Source organism: Aggregatibacter kilianii (assembly GCF_003129965.1).
GTDB lineage: Bacteria > Pseudomonadota > Gammaproteobacteria > Enterobacterales > Pasteurellaceae > Aggregatibacter > Aggregatibacter kilianii_A.
The window spans coordinates 109,121-126,028 of the sequence record NZ_NRCJ01000001.1 but is presented as its reverse complement, the minus strand read 5'-3'; the positions used below and the strand labels follow the sequence as shown (position 1 = coordinate 126,028).

The 16,908-nt window shown below is 44.9% G+C and carries 12 protein-coding genes; 7 read left to right on the top strand and 5 right to left on the bottom strand.

The window, feature by feature from the left end:
• Positions 1–8 precede the first annotated feature (8 nt).
• The 3 genes from DK430_RS00570 to DK430_RS00560 are packed head-to-tail and all read right to left on the bottom strand — an operon-like array spanning position 9 to position 2,865.
• On the bottom strand, positions 9–950 hold the full coding sequence (locus tag DK430_RS00570) for an iron chelate uptake ABC transporter family permease subunit (protein WP_109077178.1): 942 nt from the start codon (positions 948–950) through the stop codon (positions 9–11).
• Complete coding sequence (locus tag DK430_RS00565; RefSeq protein ID WP_109077177.1) at positions 940–1,905, bottom strand: ABC transporter permease; 966 nt, start codon at positions 1,903–1,905, stop codon at positions 940–942. The genes DK430_RS00570 and DK430_RS00565 overlap by 11 nt, the downstream gene beginning before the upstream one ends.
• Before the next feature lie 60 nt (positions 1,906–1,965).
• On the bottom strand, positions 1,966–2,865 hold the full coding sequence (locus DK430_RS00560) for a siderophore ABC transporter substrate-binding protein (protein WP_109077176.1): 900 nt from the start codon (positions 2,863–2,865) through the stop codon (positions 1,966–1,968).
• A 185-nt stretch (positions 2,866–3,050) separates the two neighbouring features.
• Here DK430_RS00560 and DK430_RS00555 point away from each other — a divergent pair, with 185 nt between their 5' ends.
• A complete protein-coding gene (locus DK430_RS00555; protein ID WP_109077175.1) occupies positions 3,051–5,276 on the top strand; it encodes a TonB-dependent hemoglobin/transferrin/lactoferrin family receptor in 2,226 nt (741 codons plus the stop codon).
• A 272-nt stretch (positions 5,277–5,548) separates the two neighbouring features.
• Positions 5,549–7,525, top strand: coding sequence for a 2',3'-cyclic-nucleotide 2'-phosphodiesterase (gene cpdB / locus DK430_RS00550; protein ID WP_109077174.1), 1,977 nt, complete (start codon positions 5,549–5,551; stop codon positions 7,523–7,525).
• An 87-nt stretch (positions 7,526–7,612) separates the two neighbouring features.
• Here the strand turns inward: cpdB and fdhE are convergent, their stop codons facing one another.
• Complete coding sequence (gene fdhE, locus DK430_RS00545) at positions 7,613–8,530, bottom strand: formate dehydrogenase accessory protein FdhE (RefSeq protein ID WP_109077173.1); 918 nt, start codon at positions 8,528–8,530, stop codon at positions 7,613–7,615.
• 82 nt (positions 8,531–8,612) lie between these two features.
• On the bottom strand, positions 8,613–9,728 hold the full coding sequence (locus DK430_RS00540) for a pyridoxal phosphate-dependent aminotransferase (protein ID WP_109077172.1): 1,116 nt from the start codon (positions 9,726–9,728) through the stop codon (positions 8,613–8,615).
• A 134-nt stretch (positions 9,729–9,862) separates the two neighbouring features.
• Between DK430_RS00540 and DK430_RS00535 the strand changes: the two genes are divergently transcribed.
• The 5 genes from DK430_RS00535 to DK430_RS13140 all read left to right on the top strand — a co-directional run bounded on the left by DK430_RS00535 (position 9,863) and on the right by DK430_RS13140 (position 16,849).
• Positions 9,863–10,279, top strand: coding sequence for a YgiW/YdeI family stress tolerance OB fold protein (locus DK430_RS00535; protein WP_109077171.1), 417 nt, complete (start codon positions 9,863–9,865; stop codon positions 10,277–10,279).
• Between the two features lie 96 nt (positions 10,280–10,375).
• The gene (locus tag DK430_RS00530; protein ID WP_109077170.1) at positions 10,376–11,056 is read left to right on the top strand and encodes a response regulator; all 681 of its coding nucleotides are present in this window, start codon (positions 10,376–10,378) and stop codon (positions 11,054–11,056) included.
• Complete coding sequence (gene qseC / locus DK430_RS00525) at positions 11,016–12,410, top strand: quorum sensing histidine kinase QseC (RefSeq protein WP_109077169.1); 1,395 nt, start codon at positions 11,016–11,018, stop codon at positions 12,408–12,410. The genes DK430_RS00530 and qseC overlap by 41 nt, the downstream gene beginning before the upstream one ends.
• 237 nt (positions 12,411–12,647) lie before the next feature.
• Positions 12,648–15,887, top strand: coding sequence for a TonB-dependent receptor domain-containing protein (locus DK430_RS00520; RefSeq protein ID WP_162616791.1), 3,240 nt, complete (start codon positions 12,648–12,650; stop codon positions 15,885–15,887).
• 125 nt (positions 15,888–16,012) lie between these two features.
• On the top strand, positions 16,013–16,849 hold the full coding sequence (locus DK430_RS13140; protein WP_162616790.1) for a Slam-dependent surface lipoprotein: 837 nt from the start codon (positions 16,013–16,015) through the stop codon (positions 16,847–16,849).
• Positions 16,850–16,908: the final 59 nt, after the last annotated feature.

Below are 16,908 nucleotides of genomic sequence, written 5' to 3'. Positions count from 1 at the left end.
AAATTCCTTTATTTTGCCCGTTTTAACATTAAATAGATAAATACCAAACCGCCGACAAATTCGATGACTACGCTGAGTACGCCTTGCATTTTCATTACTTGTTCGAATAAAGCTTGACCGCTTACCAGCGTGATGGCAGACACCATGAATGTCATGGGAATGCGTCGGTTGTGCTGCATGGTCGGGCTAATGGCGTTGACGATGGCGCACACCAACAAGCCCAGGAACAGAATCGGGCCGACAAGTGCGGTGGAAACGGAGACCAAAAATGCACAGCAAATGAGTAGTTGACGGCTGAATTGATGATATTCCAAACCGAGTCCGATGGCGCGATCACGCCCGAGTAGCAGGACGTCTAATTTAAACCGTTGTTGCCAAATCCAGAGGGCGCTGACGAGCGTGATTGCCGTGCCGATCCAAAGTAATGTCGGGTTGACCGTGTTAAAACTGGCGAAGGAAGAACCTTGCGCCACGGCAAATTCATTGGGATCGATCATGCGTTGCAGTAAGTTATTCAGACTACGGAATAACACGCCGAAAATAATCCCCACTAAAATCATACGCGCTAAGTCGCTGTTATTTTGGGTTAAGGTGCGGAAGAGCAAGAGGGCGCCGAACAGCATGAGCAGCGTTTCAAAGGCAAATTTGCCGGCGATGTTTAATTGTGTGAAACCGATGCCGCCGAAAATAAACACCAGCAGGCTTTGTACCAATAAATACAGGGAATCAAAGCCCAAAATGCTTGGCGTGAGAATAGGGTTGTTGGTCAATGTTTGGAACAACAGTGTGGAAATGCCGATGGTGTAAGCCATGATGAGCAATAACAAGAGCTTTTTGCCTCGGAATGGCAAGACAAAATCCCAGTTACCGTTTGCGTTGTAGCTCATGAAAAAGACACAGGCAAGGGCGAGTAACACGCCTAGAAACAGCATTAAACGATTATTTCCCATGAGCTTTCCCCTTAAACAATAAATAGAGGAAAATCAACGTGCCGACGATACCGAAAACCGTGGAAATCGGCACTTCATAAGGCGCATTAATCACCCGCCCTACAATGTCGCAAATCAGCACCAAATTGGCCCCGAGCAATACCACGGAAGGCAGATTCTGACGCAGACGATCGCCGGACAGGCGGGAAATGATATTGGGCACCACTAAACCGATAAAAGGAATTTGCCCCACGGTGACGACCACCACCGCCGTAATCATGGCAACCACAATTAACGCAAACCAAGTCATTTGGCGGTAATTGATGCCGAGTGCGGTGCTGATGTTGCGTCCTAAGCCGGTAATACTCAATTGATCCGCCATAATATAAACCAGTACGGCAAGTATCGCTGTCAGCCACAGCAATTCATAGCGTCCTGCAAGGACGGCGGAAAAATCACCGGCGAACCAAATAGAAAGGATTTGTATGCTATCCGTTTCGTAAGCAATAAAGGTTGTGACCGCTTCAATGATGTTACCGAACACGATCCCCACCAAGGGCACCATGAGACTTTGGTGGGGCGGTAATTTTTGCAGGAGTAGCATAAAGATACCCATGCCGACCAGCGCACTTAGGGTGGCGACCGACATCTTGAGGAGCGGAGCGGCACTTGGGAGGAGGAGACTGATTAATAACACGCCGACCGCCGCGCTTTGGCTGGCACCGATCATGCCGGGTTCAATAAAGCGGTTTTTTAACACGATTTGTAGCACCATGCCCGCTACGCCAAGGGTTGCGCCCACTAAAATTACGGCGGCGGTTCTTGGCAATCGGCTGATCAGCAACACCTGCATTTGTTCCGGGTGGGAAAAAAACTGCGACCAATGAAAATCCGCCACGCCCACGGTAATGCTGAGAAGCGAGAGCAACAGAAGAATGAAAAAATTTATTCGATTTAGGGTGAAAACGTTCGACATGTTGGCTTAACACAAAAAAGTTCTCTCCTGTAGGAGAGAACCATTAACGGAGATTGGCGATTATTTTTTCTCAAAAGCGGATTTAATGTTGTTTAAATCCATTTTTAATTGTTCCACGCCGCCCGGAGCGAGGTAAGACGCACCGCTTAAATACACGATATTGCCGTTTTTCCAGGCTTTGGTGTGATGAATCAACTCGTTATCCAACACTTCTTTTGCGCTTTTACCTTCTTGTCCGATAGCGGCAATGCGGTCTAACACAAACAACCAGTCCGGATTGGTTTTTTCAATAAATTCAAAGCTCACCGGCTGACCATGCCCGCTGCTGTTAATATTGGCATCCGCCATCGGCACGCCCAAATCATCGTGGATAAAACTCAAACGATAGCCTTTGCCGAACGCCGAGATTTTGCCGCCGTTAACCAAAATAATTAAGCCGTTGCCTTTGCCTTTCACAGCTTCTTTGGTTTGGTTAAACAGGGTTTCGATTTCCGCTTTCAATTTATCCGCTTCTGCCTGTTTATCAAACAGCTTGCCGAAACTTTCAATACGTTGAATACCGCTTTCAATCAATTTATCGCCGTTGTCGGTTAAATCAATAGTTTTGCCAATGGCGCTTACGTCATCAAATTTTTTTGCGGTACGGGTGCCGACAATAATCAAATCCGGTTTTAGTTCATTTAAGGCTTCCAGATTCGGCTCAAAAATCGTACCGACATTTTTTGCCTGTTCCAAGGTCGGTTTCAAATAAGGAAGCAGTTTACCTACATCCGCCGCACCGTCCACTTTCACGCCCAAGGCTTGCAACGTATCCAAACTTCCCGTATCAAATACCGCGATTTTCGCCGGCGGTGCATCCAATGTCACTTCGCCGCGCGCGGTAGGAATGGTCACGTCTTTTGCTAACGCAGATGTTGCCACTGCAATGCAGGTTAACGCCAATAATGTCTTTTTCAACATCCTAAATCTCCTCATTTTTGTGATTGAAAATAATTCTCATGTATTTTAACGAGATTTATTAGAAGGTAAATGTAAATTTTCATATGCCGAAAACTATTTTGCGTATTCTTAGAATTTTAGTAGGTTATCCCTACGTTCATCTATATAATTGAGAACCATTCTTAATGGCAAATTATGGAGTTACTATGCTTAAAAAAACAAAACTGGCGGCATTGGTTGCCGCGGTTTGTACCTACCAAAATATGGCAATGGCGGAGGAAACCAATCAATTAGAGGAAATTTCCGTTGTTGAAATTGAAACCAGCGACACGTTGGTCAACACCAAAGTGGATAGCAAAGATATTTTCTTGCGTCAGGCGAAAGATGTGAAAGATCTGTTTTCCAATAAACTAGACGTGAACGTCAGCCAATTACAAACGGCGCGTTCTGGTGGTGAAGGGGTGAATATTCGTGGTTTGCAAGGTAACCGCGTCACCACCACCGTCGATGGCATTCCATTGCCGGAAGCGCAAGAAAGCAAGCATTTTATTTCTTACGGCGTGGAATTCGGACGAGCCGATTATGTGGATGTGAGCGGTCTGCGTAGTGCGGACGTGCAATATGCCGGCTCCGCCAACAGTTTATCGGGCAGTGTGAATTTCGCGACACTGGAACCTGCAGATGTATTGAAAGGGCGTGCTCTCGGCGGTTTTATCGGAAGCGGTTATAGCAGTGCTGATAATTCCGTTTACGGCACCCTCGGTGGTGCAGGGAAAGCCGGAGATTATGAGGGCATGGTGATGACCACCGTTCGCAACGGCGATCAAACCGATAATAAAGGTTCCAATGCCGGCACCGGCGTAAATCGCACCGAACCGAATCCGGCGGATACACAAAATAATTATGTTCTCACCAAACATTACTATCAGTTAAATGATCAACATCGTATTGGTGCGGCTTTTGAGTATCAACGTAAAAAAATTAAGACTGATTTACTGACATTAAACGATACCAATATTGATAGAAACACAGGTATCCAGACCAAAGGCAACGCCATTGACCGCGTGAAGCGTACTCGTTTTTCATTAAGCCACGACTACAACAACGAACACGGTTGGCTACAAAACGCGAAAACGCAGGTTTATTATCAAAATGCCGGCACCGATAACTATCGCTATCGTCAGGGTACTCATAATTACCGTTTTGAAGAATCCGACGTGAAATATAAAACTTATGGCATTAACACGCATTTAATGAGTTTTATTGATGGAAATATTCCACAAATTCTGCGTTACGGCTTAAGTTACAACCACACCAAAGCCACCAATTATTTACACTATGAACGTCCTGCTTACGGCAACTCCAGACAAGCCTACTTCAATGGAAAGCCGACATCGGATACGAAACAAGATAAAATTACAGGGTATTTTGAAGATGAAATTGCTTTGGGGAAATGGGTTGTCACACCGCAAGTCGGCTTTGTGTATTATCGGGTGAAACCTTCCGGCGGTAACAGCGAAGTTTCACAATTCCAACCGTCAAAACGTTCCGAAACGAAATTCGCACCGAAGTTGAGCCTAGAATATCGTGCCGCACCGGAATTTATTCCGTATGCACAATATTCCCGAGGCGTAAGAACGCCATCGCCACAACAACTAACGTCTTATTTCTTTGAAAGCGTCAATTATTTCGTGCCGGGATTGGGCCCGCAAACTGCCAATGTCGCCGTCATCGGTAACCCGAATTTACATTCCGAAACCGCCGATAACTTTGAAATCGGGGTAAAAGGTCAAAATGACAGACTGCAATACTTGGTCACCGGGTATTACAACCATTACAAAAACTTTATCGATTGGATCTCCAAGCCGACACAAGGCTACAACACCTTTATTCAATACGACAATTTGGATAAAGCTAAAGTTTACGGTTTCACCGCCGATGTGAAATGGACGTTTTATGAAGACTTTTACTTAACTAAAGGTATTTCTTACAGTCGCGGCAAAGCCACCAACAACGGGGGGAAAACACCGATTAACAGTATCCAGCCGTTAAAAGTGAAATTCGGTTTGGGTTACGAAGGGGAAACCTACGGCGCCAATATTCAATGGACGTATAACCGTGGCAAGTCCGACAAAGACATTGAGCAATCCTCCGCTTACCTGTATAACCCGACAGGCGGTTATTCCTTGTTTGACTTAGGCGTTTATTGGAAACCGACGGAAAATCTGACATTGACCGCCAACGTAAACAACCTATTTGATAAAAAATACTGGAACTGGAACGACATTTCCTATCTTGCTCTGCTAAGTAAGGCGACGCAGGATCAGGGGCGTCCGGCAAGTAGCATCCCATTGGCGATTACCTCCGCCAACGCCGATCGTTACAGCGCACCGGGACGCAATTTTAACGTCGGCATTCGTTATGAGTTTTAAAAACACTTGCTATTTTACTCATAAATCACTGAAGTGATTTATTTGCTCCTTCGGAGCCGTTGGCAGCGCCAACATTCAAAATCCTTTGGATTTTGTGACCGCACTTTTACCGTTCTCTGCGTTGCGGTTCTAAAAGTGCGGTCATTTTTTTCGATAAATTTCTTGCTTTTCCAAATTAAAATTCACCGTGAAAAACCACCGCACTTTCCCTTTCAAAGCCCTCTCGATTTCCTTACAATAAAGCCGTATTTTTCCCAACTAAGGATCTTATTATGATGAATCGAAGACGTTTTATTCAAATCGGCGCGGGTACTGTATTAGCGCTCGGTTGTCATCGCGTGGCGTTTGCCAAAAGCGATAATCAGGTGGATTTGCGTATTGTCGGCACCACCGATATTCACAGTTTTTTGACGGATTTTGACTATTACAAAGACGCGCCGACAGAGAAATTCGGTTTTACTCGTGCGGCAAGTTTGATTCGCCTGGCGCGCGCAGAAGCGAAAAACAGCGTGCTGGTGGATAACGGCGATTTGATTCAGGGCAACCCGATTGCCGATTATCAGGCGGCGGTCGGCTATAAAGAAGGCAAACCGAACCCGGCGGTGGCGTGCCTGAATGCGTTGCATTATGACGTAGGCACGCTGGGCAATCACGAATTTAATTACGGCTTGGATTATTTAGCCGATGCCATCAAACAGGCGAATTTCCCCATCGTGAACGCCAATGTGGTGAAAGCAGGCAGCGAGGAGCCTTATTACATGCCTTATGTGATTCAGGAAAAGGCGGTGACGGACAATCAGGGCAAATCCCACAAGCTGAAAATCGGTTATATCGGTTTTGTGCCGCCGCAAATTATGGTGTGGGACAAGGCGAATTTAACAGGCAAAGTGGAAACCCGCGATATCGTTAAAACCGCGCAAAAATATGTGCCGGAAATGAAGCAAAAAGGGGCGGATATTATCGTTGCCTTGGCGCATACCGGCCCGTCAGATGAGCCGTATAAAGAAGGTGCGGAGAACGCGGCGTTCTACCTTGCCGATGTGCCGCACATCGACGCGGTGATTTTCGGACACGCCCATCGTTTGTTCCCAAACAAAGAATTCGCCAAATCACCGAATGCGGACCTTGCCAAAGGCACGGTGAAAGGCGTGCCGGAAAGCATGGCGGGCTATTGGGCGAACAATATCAGCGTGGTGGATTTGGTGCTGACCGAGCATAACGGGAAATGGCTTGTGACTGACGGCAAAGCGGTGTTGCGCCCGATTTATGACGCGGAAAACAAAAAGTCATTGGTAGAAAATGACGCAGAAATGACCGCACTTTTAAAAGAAACTCATGAAGCTACCCGTAAATTCGTGGCACAGCCGATTGGCAAAGCCACCGATAATATGTATAGCTATTTGGCGTTGGTGCAGGACGATCCGACCATTCAAATCGTCAATCAGGCACAAAAAGCCTATGTGGAAAAGGTCGCGCCGAGCGTGCCGGCAATGGCGGGTTTGCCGATTTTAAGTGCGGGCGCGCCGTTTAAAGTGGGTGGACGGAAAAACGATCCGACCGGTTACACCGAAGTGAACAAAGGCGAATTGACCTTCCGTAATGCGGCAGATTTGTATTTGTATCCGAATACGCTAGTGGTGGTGAAAGTCAACGGCGAACAACTGAAAGAATGGTTGGAATGCAGTGCGGGGATGTTTAAGCAAATCGACCCGAAAAGCGACAAACCTCAATCTTTGCTGGATTGGGAAGGATTCCGCACTTATAACTTTGATGTGATCGACGGCGTGCAGTACGAATATGATTTAACCCAACCGCCACGTTATGACGGTGAATGTAAGTTGATTAATCCGAATTCCCATCGCGTGGTGAATTTGACCTACCAAGGTAAAGCGGTGGATCCGAAAGCGGAGTTTTTAATCGCCACCAACAATTATCGCGCGTACGGCGACAAATTCCCGGGCACCGGCGACAAGCACATTGTGTACGCTGCGCCGGATGAAAATCGTCAAGTGCTGGCGGATTACATCAAAGCCACCAGTGAAAAAGAGGGGGCTGTGAATCCAAGTGCCGATAAAAACTGGCGCTTCGTACCGATGAAAGGCAACGATAAACTGGATGTACGCTTTGAAACCTCGCCAAGCGAACAAGCCGCAACGTTTATCAAAGAAAAAGCGCAGTACCCAATGAAACAGGTGGGCACTGATGAGGTGGGCTTCGCCGTGTATCAAATTGATTTGTCCGGTAAGTAATCTCCAAAAAACAAAAGGCATCCGTCGGATGCCTTTTTTCTCGCAAAAGTGCGGTTGTTTTTCTCCGTGTTTTTTCGCCTAGCTAAATCATTCCGCCGGGAAGACAAACGGGTTTAAACCGCTTTTCATAAAGCCTTTTTTCTCCATTTCCATATCCAAAAAGATGGACGCCAAATCATCGGCGATGACTTCCATTTTCGGATCTTTTTCCTGATATAAGGCTTTCAGGTAGCTATGGCAACTGCCGCAGCTTTCGCTGCGAATCGCCGCCAAATATTCGTCAAACGACCAATAATCCAAATCGCTACTTTGTCCGCAGTTGGTGCATTGGTTGCGCACCATGTTCCATTCGCTTTCGCATAAGGAACAGTGCAGGTAGCGCAAGCCTTGCTTGGCGCCGAAATGAATCATACTGGCGGTCGGTGCGGAGCCGCAAACCGGGCAAACGTGCAGGTTTTCCGTGTTTTCCTGTTTGGCGTTGTGCGGGATTTGTTGCACTAATTGCAACCAATATAAGGATAACGCCGCCCACACAAATACCGCTTTGTCGCTGGAAATCACGGAAAACTCTTGCGCCAATACCTTATCCGCAAGGTCTTCCAATTCGCTGTCGGCGGCTTTTTCCAACCATTCGATGGTGGTAAGAATTTGCTCGTTAGCGGACGGTTTTAATTTGGCTAAAAGTGCGGTCAATAATTGGCGCCAAATCGGGTCGCGTTGCCAGTTTTTCACATCTAAGGGTTTGTTCCCCAGTTGCTCGGCAGACAACACCTGCAAACGCGGATCCGACGGAATCGGCATCGTTTCAAAGAGTTCCAGCTGCGCATCGGCAATGGCGGCGGCAAACAATAAATACTCGGCGAGCGGATGATCCTGTGCCAATTCTCTTAAGCGTGCGGCGCGGCGTTGATATAAATTTTTCGGATTGGAAAACAGCAGCGGCGGCGTCACATAAGAGGCCGCCGCCTGTTTAATTTCATTTTCGGGAAGAATTCGGATGCTCATCGTTTTTTGTAAATAGAAAGTTAAAATTCACGCCTATTATAGGCGCATAAATTTGCCGTTCAATGACCGGAACGGGTAATTTTTATTTATTTGCCAACCATTGTTTAATGCGATTCACGCCTTCCTGCAAATGCTCGATGTTACGGGTGTAGGCAAAACGCAAATAATGCTTCGTGCCGTTTTTCCCGAAATCAATGCCCGGCGTGGTGGCGACTTGAATTTCATGCAGCATTTGTTTGGCGAATTCATAGCTGTCGTCAGTGTATTTCGATACGTCCGCCCACAAATAAAATGTCCCTTGCGGTTTAAATTCGATGGTGAAAATGTCTTTCAGAGCGTTGTACAGAAAATCAAGGCGCGCCTGGAATTGTTGTTTTACCTGCGCTAAATGCGTTTCATCAAAGGCTTCCAGTGCGGCATATTGGCTTAATGTCGGCGCGGAAATAAAGATATTTTGCGCGATGATTTCCGCTTCGCGTACTTTGTCTTCCGGTACGATTACCCAGCCCAAGCGTAAGCCCGGCATACAGAAATATTTGGAAAAGCCGTTAATGACATAAGCGTCCGGATTAAATTGTAATGCCGTCGCCGCTGTTTCGTCGTACACCAAGCCGTGATACAACTCGTCGGAAATAAACGCGATATGATGTGCGCGGCAATAGTCGTTAAGCGCTTTTAAACGTTCGGCGGTGTAAATATTACCCGTCGGGTTTGCCGGGGAGGAAATTTGCAAGGCTCTAATTTGATGACGTTCCAGCTGTTCCACGCTTAATTGATAACAATCCTGTTTATCCACCGGCATGAATTCGGGCTGAATGTCCATCATATAGGCAAAATTTTTATAACAAGGATAAGAGGGATCTGTTAAGCCGAGTTTGTCGCCATGTTTTAACGTGAGCGTGTAAGCCACCAAAAATGCGCCGCTGGTGCCGGGTGTGAGCACGATGCGATTCGGGGTGATGTTGACCTGATAAGTGCGGTCATAATATTCGGCGATTTTTTCCCGCAAGGCAAGCAATCCAAGGCTTTCCGTGTAACTGAACCGATTCTGTTGCACTGCGTTTTGCAAAGCGGCTTTAACCTTATCGGAAGGCGGCAAATCCGGCTGTCCGATTTCAAAATGAATGGCGTTGGGGTATTTCGCCGCTTCCCGTACAATATCCATGACAATAAAGGCGGACATTTGGTCGTAACGCATAATTTTTCCTTTTTTTCTCTTTTTTAGAAAATAATTAAGCCTCTTAATACTTTCTTAATTTTTCTTTCGTTTAATAGCTCGCAACAAAGCCGGGCTTTGTTACTTACAAGATAAATTTAATGAGGAGATTTCAAATGAAGAAACGTAGTTTAGCAACAATTTTCGTATTATCAACTATCGCCGCCACCGGCGCCTTTGCCAAAGGCGGTTTCCAGGATCCGAATGCGCCGCAACAGGAACACCACAAAAAAGGTGATTTCAAACGCGGCGGTTTCGTGAACAGCGACCAAGCGGTCAGCAAAGTCTCTGACGCGAACACCTGGAAAGACGATCAATACATCATCTTACAAGGCAACATCGTGAAACAAGTGGGCAAAGAAGACTTTATCTTCAAAGATGCGAGCGGCGAAATCCAAGTGGAAATCGAACGCAAAGCTTGGCACGGACAAGATATTTCCCCAAGCGATGAAGTGAAACTTTACGGCGAAGTGGATAAATCCTGGGATAAAACCGAAGTGGATATTGATCGCGTCGAAAAAATTGTAAAATAATCCGGCAAGAAAACAAAAAGTGGTGATGAGCCACTTTTTGTTTTGGTATTTTATTTTTTGTAAAGAGATTAACTCAAAAAGTGCGGTAATTTTTTTATGCGGATTTTATTAATCGAAGATGATCCTTTAATCGGCAACGGCATTCAAATCGGCTTGACCAAATCGGGTTTTGCGGTGGATTGGTTTACCGACGGCAAAACCGGGCTGGAGGCGGCTCAGTCGGCGCCTTATGATGCGGTGGTGCTGGATTTGACGCTGCCGAAAATGGACGGATTGGATGTGTTGCAAGCATGGCGTAAAAACGGGCAGGATGTGCCGGTGTTGATTCTGACAGCAAGGGATACCTTAGACGAACGCATTATCGGCTTGCAACGCGGCGCGGATGATTATTTGTGCAAACCTTTTGCCTTGGCGGAAGTGGTGGCGCGTTTGCAGGCGTTGATTCGTCGTCGCTACGGACATGCCAACCCGATTATTCAACACAGCCGGGTTAAATTCGACCCGAACCAACGCAAAGTTTTCCTGTACGATCGGGAAATCGCTTTAACCACCCGCGAATATAAGCTGCTTGAGCTTTTTATGCTGAACAAAGAACGTGTGCTGACCCGCGATTTTATTGAAGATAAACTCTATAACTGGGATAACGAAGTGAGCAGTAACGCCTTGGAAGTGCATATTTATAACTTGCGCCAAAAACTGGGCAAACAATTTATTCGCACCGTACACGGCGTGGGTTATGCGCTGGGAAAAAATGATGAAACTGACGAACTGGCATAATTATAGCTTGCGTTTCCGCCTGATTGTCACCTTGTCTTTGGTGTCCGTATGCGTGTGGCTGATTTCCACCGCAGTGGCGTGGTTTCAGGTGCGTAAAGAAGTGAATCAAGTATTTGATGCACAACAAATTTTATTCGCCGAGCGGTTGGCGTCTTCCGATTTGCGTACGATTTTAATCGGTCATCACCGTGGCAAACCGCCTCACAAACGTCGCGGTTTTAAAAGACCGGATTTTGAAGATGACGCGTTGGCGTTTGCCATTTTCGCGCCGGACGGGGATATTTTGTTGAGCGACGGCGAAAACGGCGAAAACTTTATTTTCGCGCCGGAACGTGGCTTCAGCCAAGCCCGTTTGCGGGAAGACGATGACGAGTGGCGCATTTTCTGGCTTCCGGTGGGCGACGGGCCGCTTATGATCGCCGTGGGGCAGGAGCAGGAATATCGCGATGATTTAGTGAATAAAATGGTATTCGGGCAAATGTGGATTTGGTTTGCCGGGTTGCCGTTTTTGTTAATTGCCCTTGGGTTGATTATTCGTAAGGAATTGAAAAGCCTGAAACAAATCGGCGAACAAGTGGCGCAGCGCACGCCTGACGACACCACGTTATTGAACACCGCAAATATTCCGACGGAAATTCTGCCGCTCATTCAAAGTTTGAATCAGTTTTTTGATCGCACTTCCAGCATGTTATTGCGCGAACGCCGTTTCACCTCCGATGCCGCCCATGAATTGCGTAGTCCGCTTGCCGCTTTACGCATTCAAACGGAAGTGGCGCAAATCGCCGGTGATGACGCCAATGTGCGTGAACAGGCGCTGGATAATCTCACCAAAGGCATTGATCGTGCCAGTCAGCTTATTGAACAATTATTGACCCTTTCCCGTTTAGACAGCTTGAAAGAATTGGACAATTTGCAGGACATTCATTGGGAGCAAATCATTCCGTCGCTCATCGGCGAATTGTATTTCCATGCGGAAAAACGTCAAATCACCCTTGAATTTGAAGAAATTTCCGTGCCGAAGGCTAAATCGGGGCAGTCCTTGTTACTTTCTTTAATGTTGCGTAATCTCATCGACAACGCTATTCGTTATTGTCCACAAGGTAGCCACATTAAAGTGCGGTTAGAAAAATCAAAGATTTCCGTGGAAGATAACGGCGGCGGCGTTGAAGAGGTCGATCTTGCCAAACTCGGACAGCGTTTCTATCGCCCGGCAGGACAAAATGAAAAAGGTAGCGGCTTGGGGTTATCCATCGTTTACCGCATCGCCGAGCTACACCATTACAAAGTGCGGTTAAAAAACACAACGGATCCGAACGGCAACCGAGCGGGATTGCTGGCGGAGATTTTGTTGTAAGCCGTTTGATAAAAAGGTCGCATAGTGTGCGACCTTTTTTATCTTTTGGCGTAAAAACATCTAAAAAAACGACCGCACTTTTCCTTCTTCTCCTTCTTTCCTCATAATTCTGTGATCAACATCATAATTTAACAATTTTCCAACCGTTTCTATTGACATCAAATAACTGACCAATTAACTATGTTTCTCATTTCTATAAATGATAATTATTCATATTTGAGAATTCGGGAGAAATATATGGAGACGAAAACCAAAATATCTTTACTTATCTGCCCTCTGGCATTGTCGATTCATCTGGCGCTTTACGCCGAAGAAGCAAATACCGAAACGTTGGAAACCATTACGGTGAGCGGACAGGCGGAACAAAAAGCGCAACAAGGCAAAGACGAAGTATTCCTGAAAGATCAAGTTACCGAATATAAAAGCAAAAAAGAAATCGAGACCTATAAAGGGCATTCGGTAGGCGAATTGTTTAACGGGATTAATGGGGTGTATAGCGGTGACACCCGTAATAGTGGTGCATTAGATCCGAATATTCGAGGCGTATCGGGACAAGGACGAATTCCGGTTATTGTTGATGGCACAGAACAATCTATTACTGTTTGGCGGGGCTTTGCAGGAATACAAAACCGTAACTATATTGATCCGTTTTTAGTTAGTAGCATTAGCGTGGAAAAAGGACCGGCGTTAACATCGGATTTGCATAACGGAACCGGAGGTGCAGTTAAAATGAAAACGCTGGAAGTGGATGATATTGTAAAACCGGGTGAAAAATTTGGTTTCGAACTTAAAACTGAAACCGCCAATAATTCTATTAAGCGTCGTCAACATCCTTTCCCTATGGGGGTGGATTACCGTACTTTGCCAAATGCAGGTGAAGTTCAGTTAGGCGAATGGGCAATGTTCTTTCGTGATAATGAAGGGTTACCACCACGCTCCCATGGGCGAAATCATTTTTTTAAAGACTATGCCTATCGTTTTGCGGCGGCGGTAAAAGAAGATAAATTTGATTTTTTGGCAGCTTATGCTTATCGCAATAAAGGTAATTATTTTGCCGGTAAAAAAGGCGCAGAAAAATACGGTAGAGACATTACTTGGAAAGATATTGAACAAACAAATTTGGCTCAGTTTGATGATCCTTATATTCCAATTATGGGTGCTGTATATAAACCCGGTAATGAGATGCCAAATACATCTATTGAAACCAAATCCTATCTGTTTAAAACGTCATTCCAACCTACTCCGACACAAAAACTCAGTTTAGGTTATCGTCAAAGTGAGATTAATTACGGAGAAATTATGCCTTCCCGTTTAACAAAAACCATGGCGACTTTGGGGACTGTGCTGGAATGGCCGCTATCGGAAGTGAAACAAAAAGCAGTGAATTTCGATTATGAATACAATCCGGAAGATAATCGTTGGATTAATTTAAAGGTAGGTGTTTGGGCAGTTTTTAATGACGGCATGACCAATACCTCTAACGGTTCTCCGGGAGATGTACTATTTGGTGATACGGCTTTTGATATGGCTTGGGGGCAGTGGTATCAAAAAAATACGAACTATACGATTATCCAAGGTAACGATTATCAAAAGTGGGTTGATTACTATTTACTGGATCCAAATCTTTGGTATGGTTATCAGGAAGGAACGATTTCTGAAGTTGATTTTATGAAAGCAGTAGAGGAAACCCGTCAACAAAAAATAGCCGAATTAAAACCTGAAGTGGAAAGGCTAAAACAACAAATTAAACCCACCGTTCCAAACATAAACGGTATTTTTAACACTATGCCAACACAAGCTCAATTTTCAAAAGATAACCATTGGGGGATTAATTTTAGTAATCGCTTAACAATTACTCCGAAACTTAACCTAACCGTAATGGCAAACTATAAGAGGGAAACACTGGATTCCAATAGTCTATTCCCGCTATGGGATCAATATCGTTATTTAACTGGTGATCCTGATTCTGGTTATAGTCAAATCTCTAATGGGGTAACAGAATATAACGGTCGTCGCTATGGCAATCGGAACGAGTTTAATGCCGGTTTTAAATTTGATTATCAAGCTACGGACTGGTTATTGCTTTCCGCAGGTGCCCGTTATACCCACTATAAATCAAAAGATAATGGGTTAAGTATGAAGGCGGCTAATACAAACAGAGAGAATATCACGCTTAATCAAGGTAAGCGTTTCACGATGGGGCGTCTTGCCACAAAAGCGGAAAGAGACTTTTTCACTTCTGTACCTGAGATGATTGAAGATCCTAATGGCGGTGGAACACTTAATGTTGATGAACATTGGGCGGCATATCATGCTCTTTCTTTGGAAGATCAAGCCAAATATGATTTGATGACTCGAACGGAAGATAATGAAATTAGGGTTAAGGATGTGAGCATTGATTGGCGACGCGAACCCGGGCGAGAAAGATTCCCTATTGAAAAATTTCCATATTATGACGGTCGAATTAGTTCTGAAATGTTAAACCGAAAGGTTATCTCCGAAATCGATGGTAAAGAGGTGTATTACTATACGTTACCGGAAGTTACTGAACTTGGGGATGAAGTTATTACTGAAGAAGAATATCAGGAAATGCTCAAAGCCGAACGTAAAGATCACGCATGGGCACCGTCCTTCGGTGCAACCTTCTTGATTACACCAAATAGCCGTATTTATGTGCGTTATGATGAAGTTAAACGCATGCCGAGTATTTATGAAGATACTATCGGTTATTCTAATGTGACTGTGAGACCGCTATATCGCCATAAACCGGAACATAGCAAAAATTGGGAAGTAGGTTATGTCCATGATTTGCGTGGTTTCTTCCCCGAACTACGTTCTGCCGATATAAAATTAAATTATTTCCATAATGTGACCCACAATATTTTTGACCGCTCCTCAGACTATACCATTTCCCAATTTGATAAACGCACTTTATCCGGACTTGAATTGCAAACCCGTTATGATTCGGGGCGCATCTTTGCTGATCTTAGTGTGGTCTATAACATTAAAAATAAATTCTGTGATCGTTACAGTGCGGTCATGGATTATGGTTGGTTTACCGTGGATCCGGATACCCGCAGTTTTAAAACATATCCTACCTGTGTGAATGGCGGAAATGAAAATGGCTATCTTAAAAATGCTATAGCACCAAAATATTCCATCACTACAAATTTTGGTATGCGTTTCTTTGATGAAAAATTAGAAATTGGTGCCCGCTGGCAATATCACAGCAGAGTAAAAAACAGTAGAACGCGTTCATTGCGTGAAGCCGGATTTTATGAATATGGCGGCAATGAAGTCCGTTGGCAACCGGTGTCCGTATTTGATGCGTATATCAATTACAAAGTGAATAGCAACCTGTCCTTAGAAATTGTCGGCACAAATTTAACTGACCGTTATTATTTAGATCCGCTTGCCCGCTCCTCCATGCCGGCACCGGGTAGAACCATTAAATTAGGGTTAACGGCGAGTTTTTAATTAGATGATAAAAATTATCATTTGTATTTGTCAAGACTTTAGACTATAGTTAATTCGTCGTTAATAAGATGTTACGCGACAAAAGGTAATCAATTATTTCAATTCACTTTATAGAGGAACAATCTATGAGAATGTTAACTAAAACAACAATTGCTATCGCCGTATTAACTATGGTTGGAACTGCAAGTGCGGCAACGGTTGGTGGAGTAAGTCGTACAACTGATAAAACCAAATATGTGCAGGTGGGAAATTCAACCCAAGATAAAGCAAAAGCTGGGATAGATATTGCATATCCTAAAGTAGCTAAAGATACAAATACAGCTAACAATAAATACCAGTCTTTCAGTAAAATAGCATCTATGGCTGGCAAATGGTATGTTCCTAGTTCCGTAGCCACAAAGGACAGTAATCAAGTCTATGTTGCCCGTATGTATGCAATGCCTAAGGCTTTTGCCGTTGTACCAATGATGCCGGAACACCGAGATCTCGGCAGAATGTCCTTCAAACAAGTGGGCAATCAAGATGTCTGGTTCGGTGACTGGGAAGATGTACCACGCAATAGTAAAAATGCAGCTGCACAATCCTCCAAATACACCGTTTACTATGCAGGTTCCAATCCAACAACTGCCGCACAGTTACCAAAATCCGGTCAAGCCACTTACACCGTGGTTGGTATCAATAAACATCGTGGTCCGAACACTGCCGTGTTGAAAGGTGAAATGAAAGCTGACTTTGGTGCTAAGACTTTGAATGGTACGATTGCCAGAAGCGGTTTATCTGTTGCGGTAAACTCCAAAATCAATGCCGACGCTTCATTTAACGGCACGGCAAAAGCCAATAACAGCGTGAACGGCATTTCAAAAGGTCACTTCTACGGCAACCAAGCTGCCGCTTTAGCGGGTATTGCGGACTTCGGTGCACATAATCAATACAACACAGCCTTCGGCGGTACGAAAAAATAAGGATAGCTATTTATGAATAATGACTCGAATTAGCCCTTTTCATCTGTCGGTGGAAAGGG

Bases quoted from the DNA above. Each gene is read 5' to 3' on its own strand.
- DK430_RS00530 (WP_109077170.1), top strand. From the start codon at position 10,376: ATGCGGATTTTATTAATCGAAGATGATCCTTTAATCGGCAACGGCATT.
- DK430_RS00555 (WP_109077175.1), top strand. From the start codon at position 3,051: ATGCTTAAAAAAACAAAACTGGCGGCATTGGTTGCCGCGGTTTGTACC.
- fdhE (WP_109077173.1), bottom strand. From the start codon at position 8,530: ATGAGCATCCGAATTCTTCCCGAAAATGAAATTAAACAGGCGGCGGCC.
- DK430_RS00535 (WP_109077171.1), top strand. From the start codon at position 9,863: ATGAAGAAACGTAGTTTAGCAACAATTTTCGTATTATCAACTATCGCC.
- qseC (WP_109077169.1), top strand. From the start codon at position 11,016: ATGCGCTGGGAAAAAATGATGAAACTGACGAACTGGCATAATTATAGC.
- DK430_RS00570 (WP_109077178.1), bottom strand. From the start codon at position 950: ATGGGAAATAATCGTTTAATGCTGTTTCTAGGCGTGTTACTCGCCCTT.
- DK430_RS00565 (WP_109077177.1), bottom strand. From the start codon at position 1,905: ATGTCGAACGTTTTCACCCTAAATCGAATAAATTTTTTCATTCTTCTG.
- DK430_RS00540 (WP_109077172.1), bottom strand. From the start codon at position 9,728: ATGCGTTACGACCAAATGTCCGCCTTTATTGTCATGGATATTGTACGG.
- DK430_RS00560 (WP_109077176.1), bottom strand. From the start codon at position 2,865: ATGTTGAAAAAGACATTATTGGCGTTAACCTGCATTGCAGTGGCAACA.
- DK430_RS00520 (WP_162616791.1), top strand. From the start codon at position 12,648: ATGGAGACGAAAACCAAAATATCTTTACTTATCTGCCCTCTGGCATTG.
- cpdB (WP_109077174.1), top strand. From the start codon at position 5,549: ATGATGAATCGAAGACGTTTTATTCAAATCGGCGCGGGTACTGTATTA.
- DK430_RS13140 (WP_162616790.1), top strand. From the start codon at position 16,013: ATGAGAATGTTAACTAAAACAACAATTGCTATCGCCGTATTAACTATG.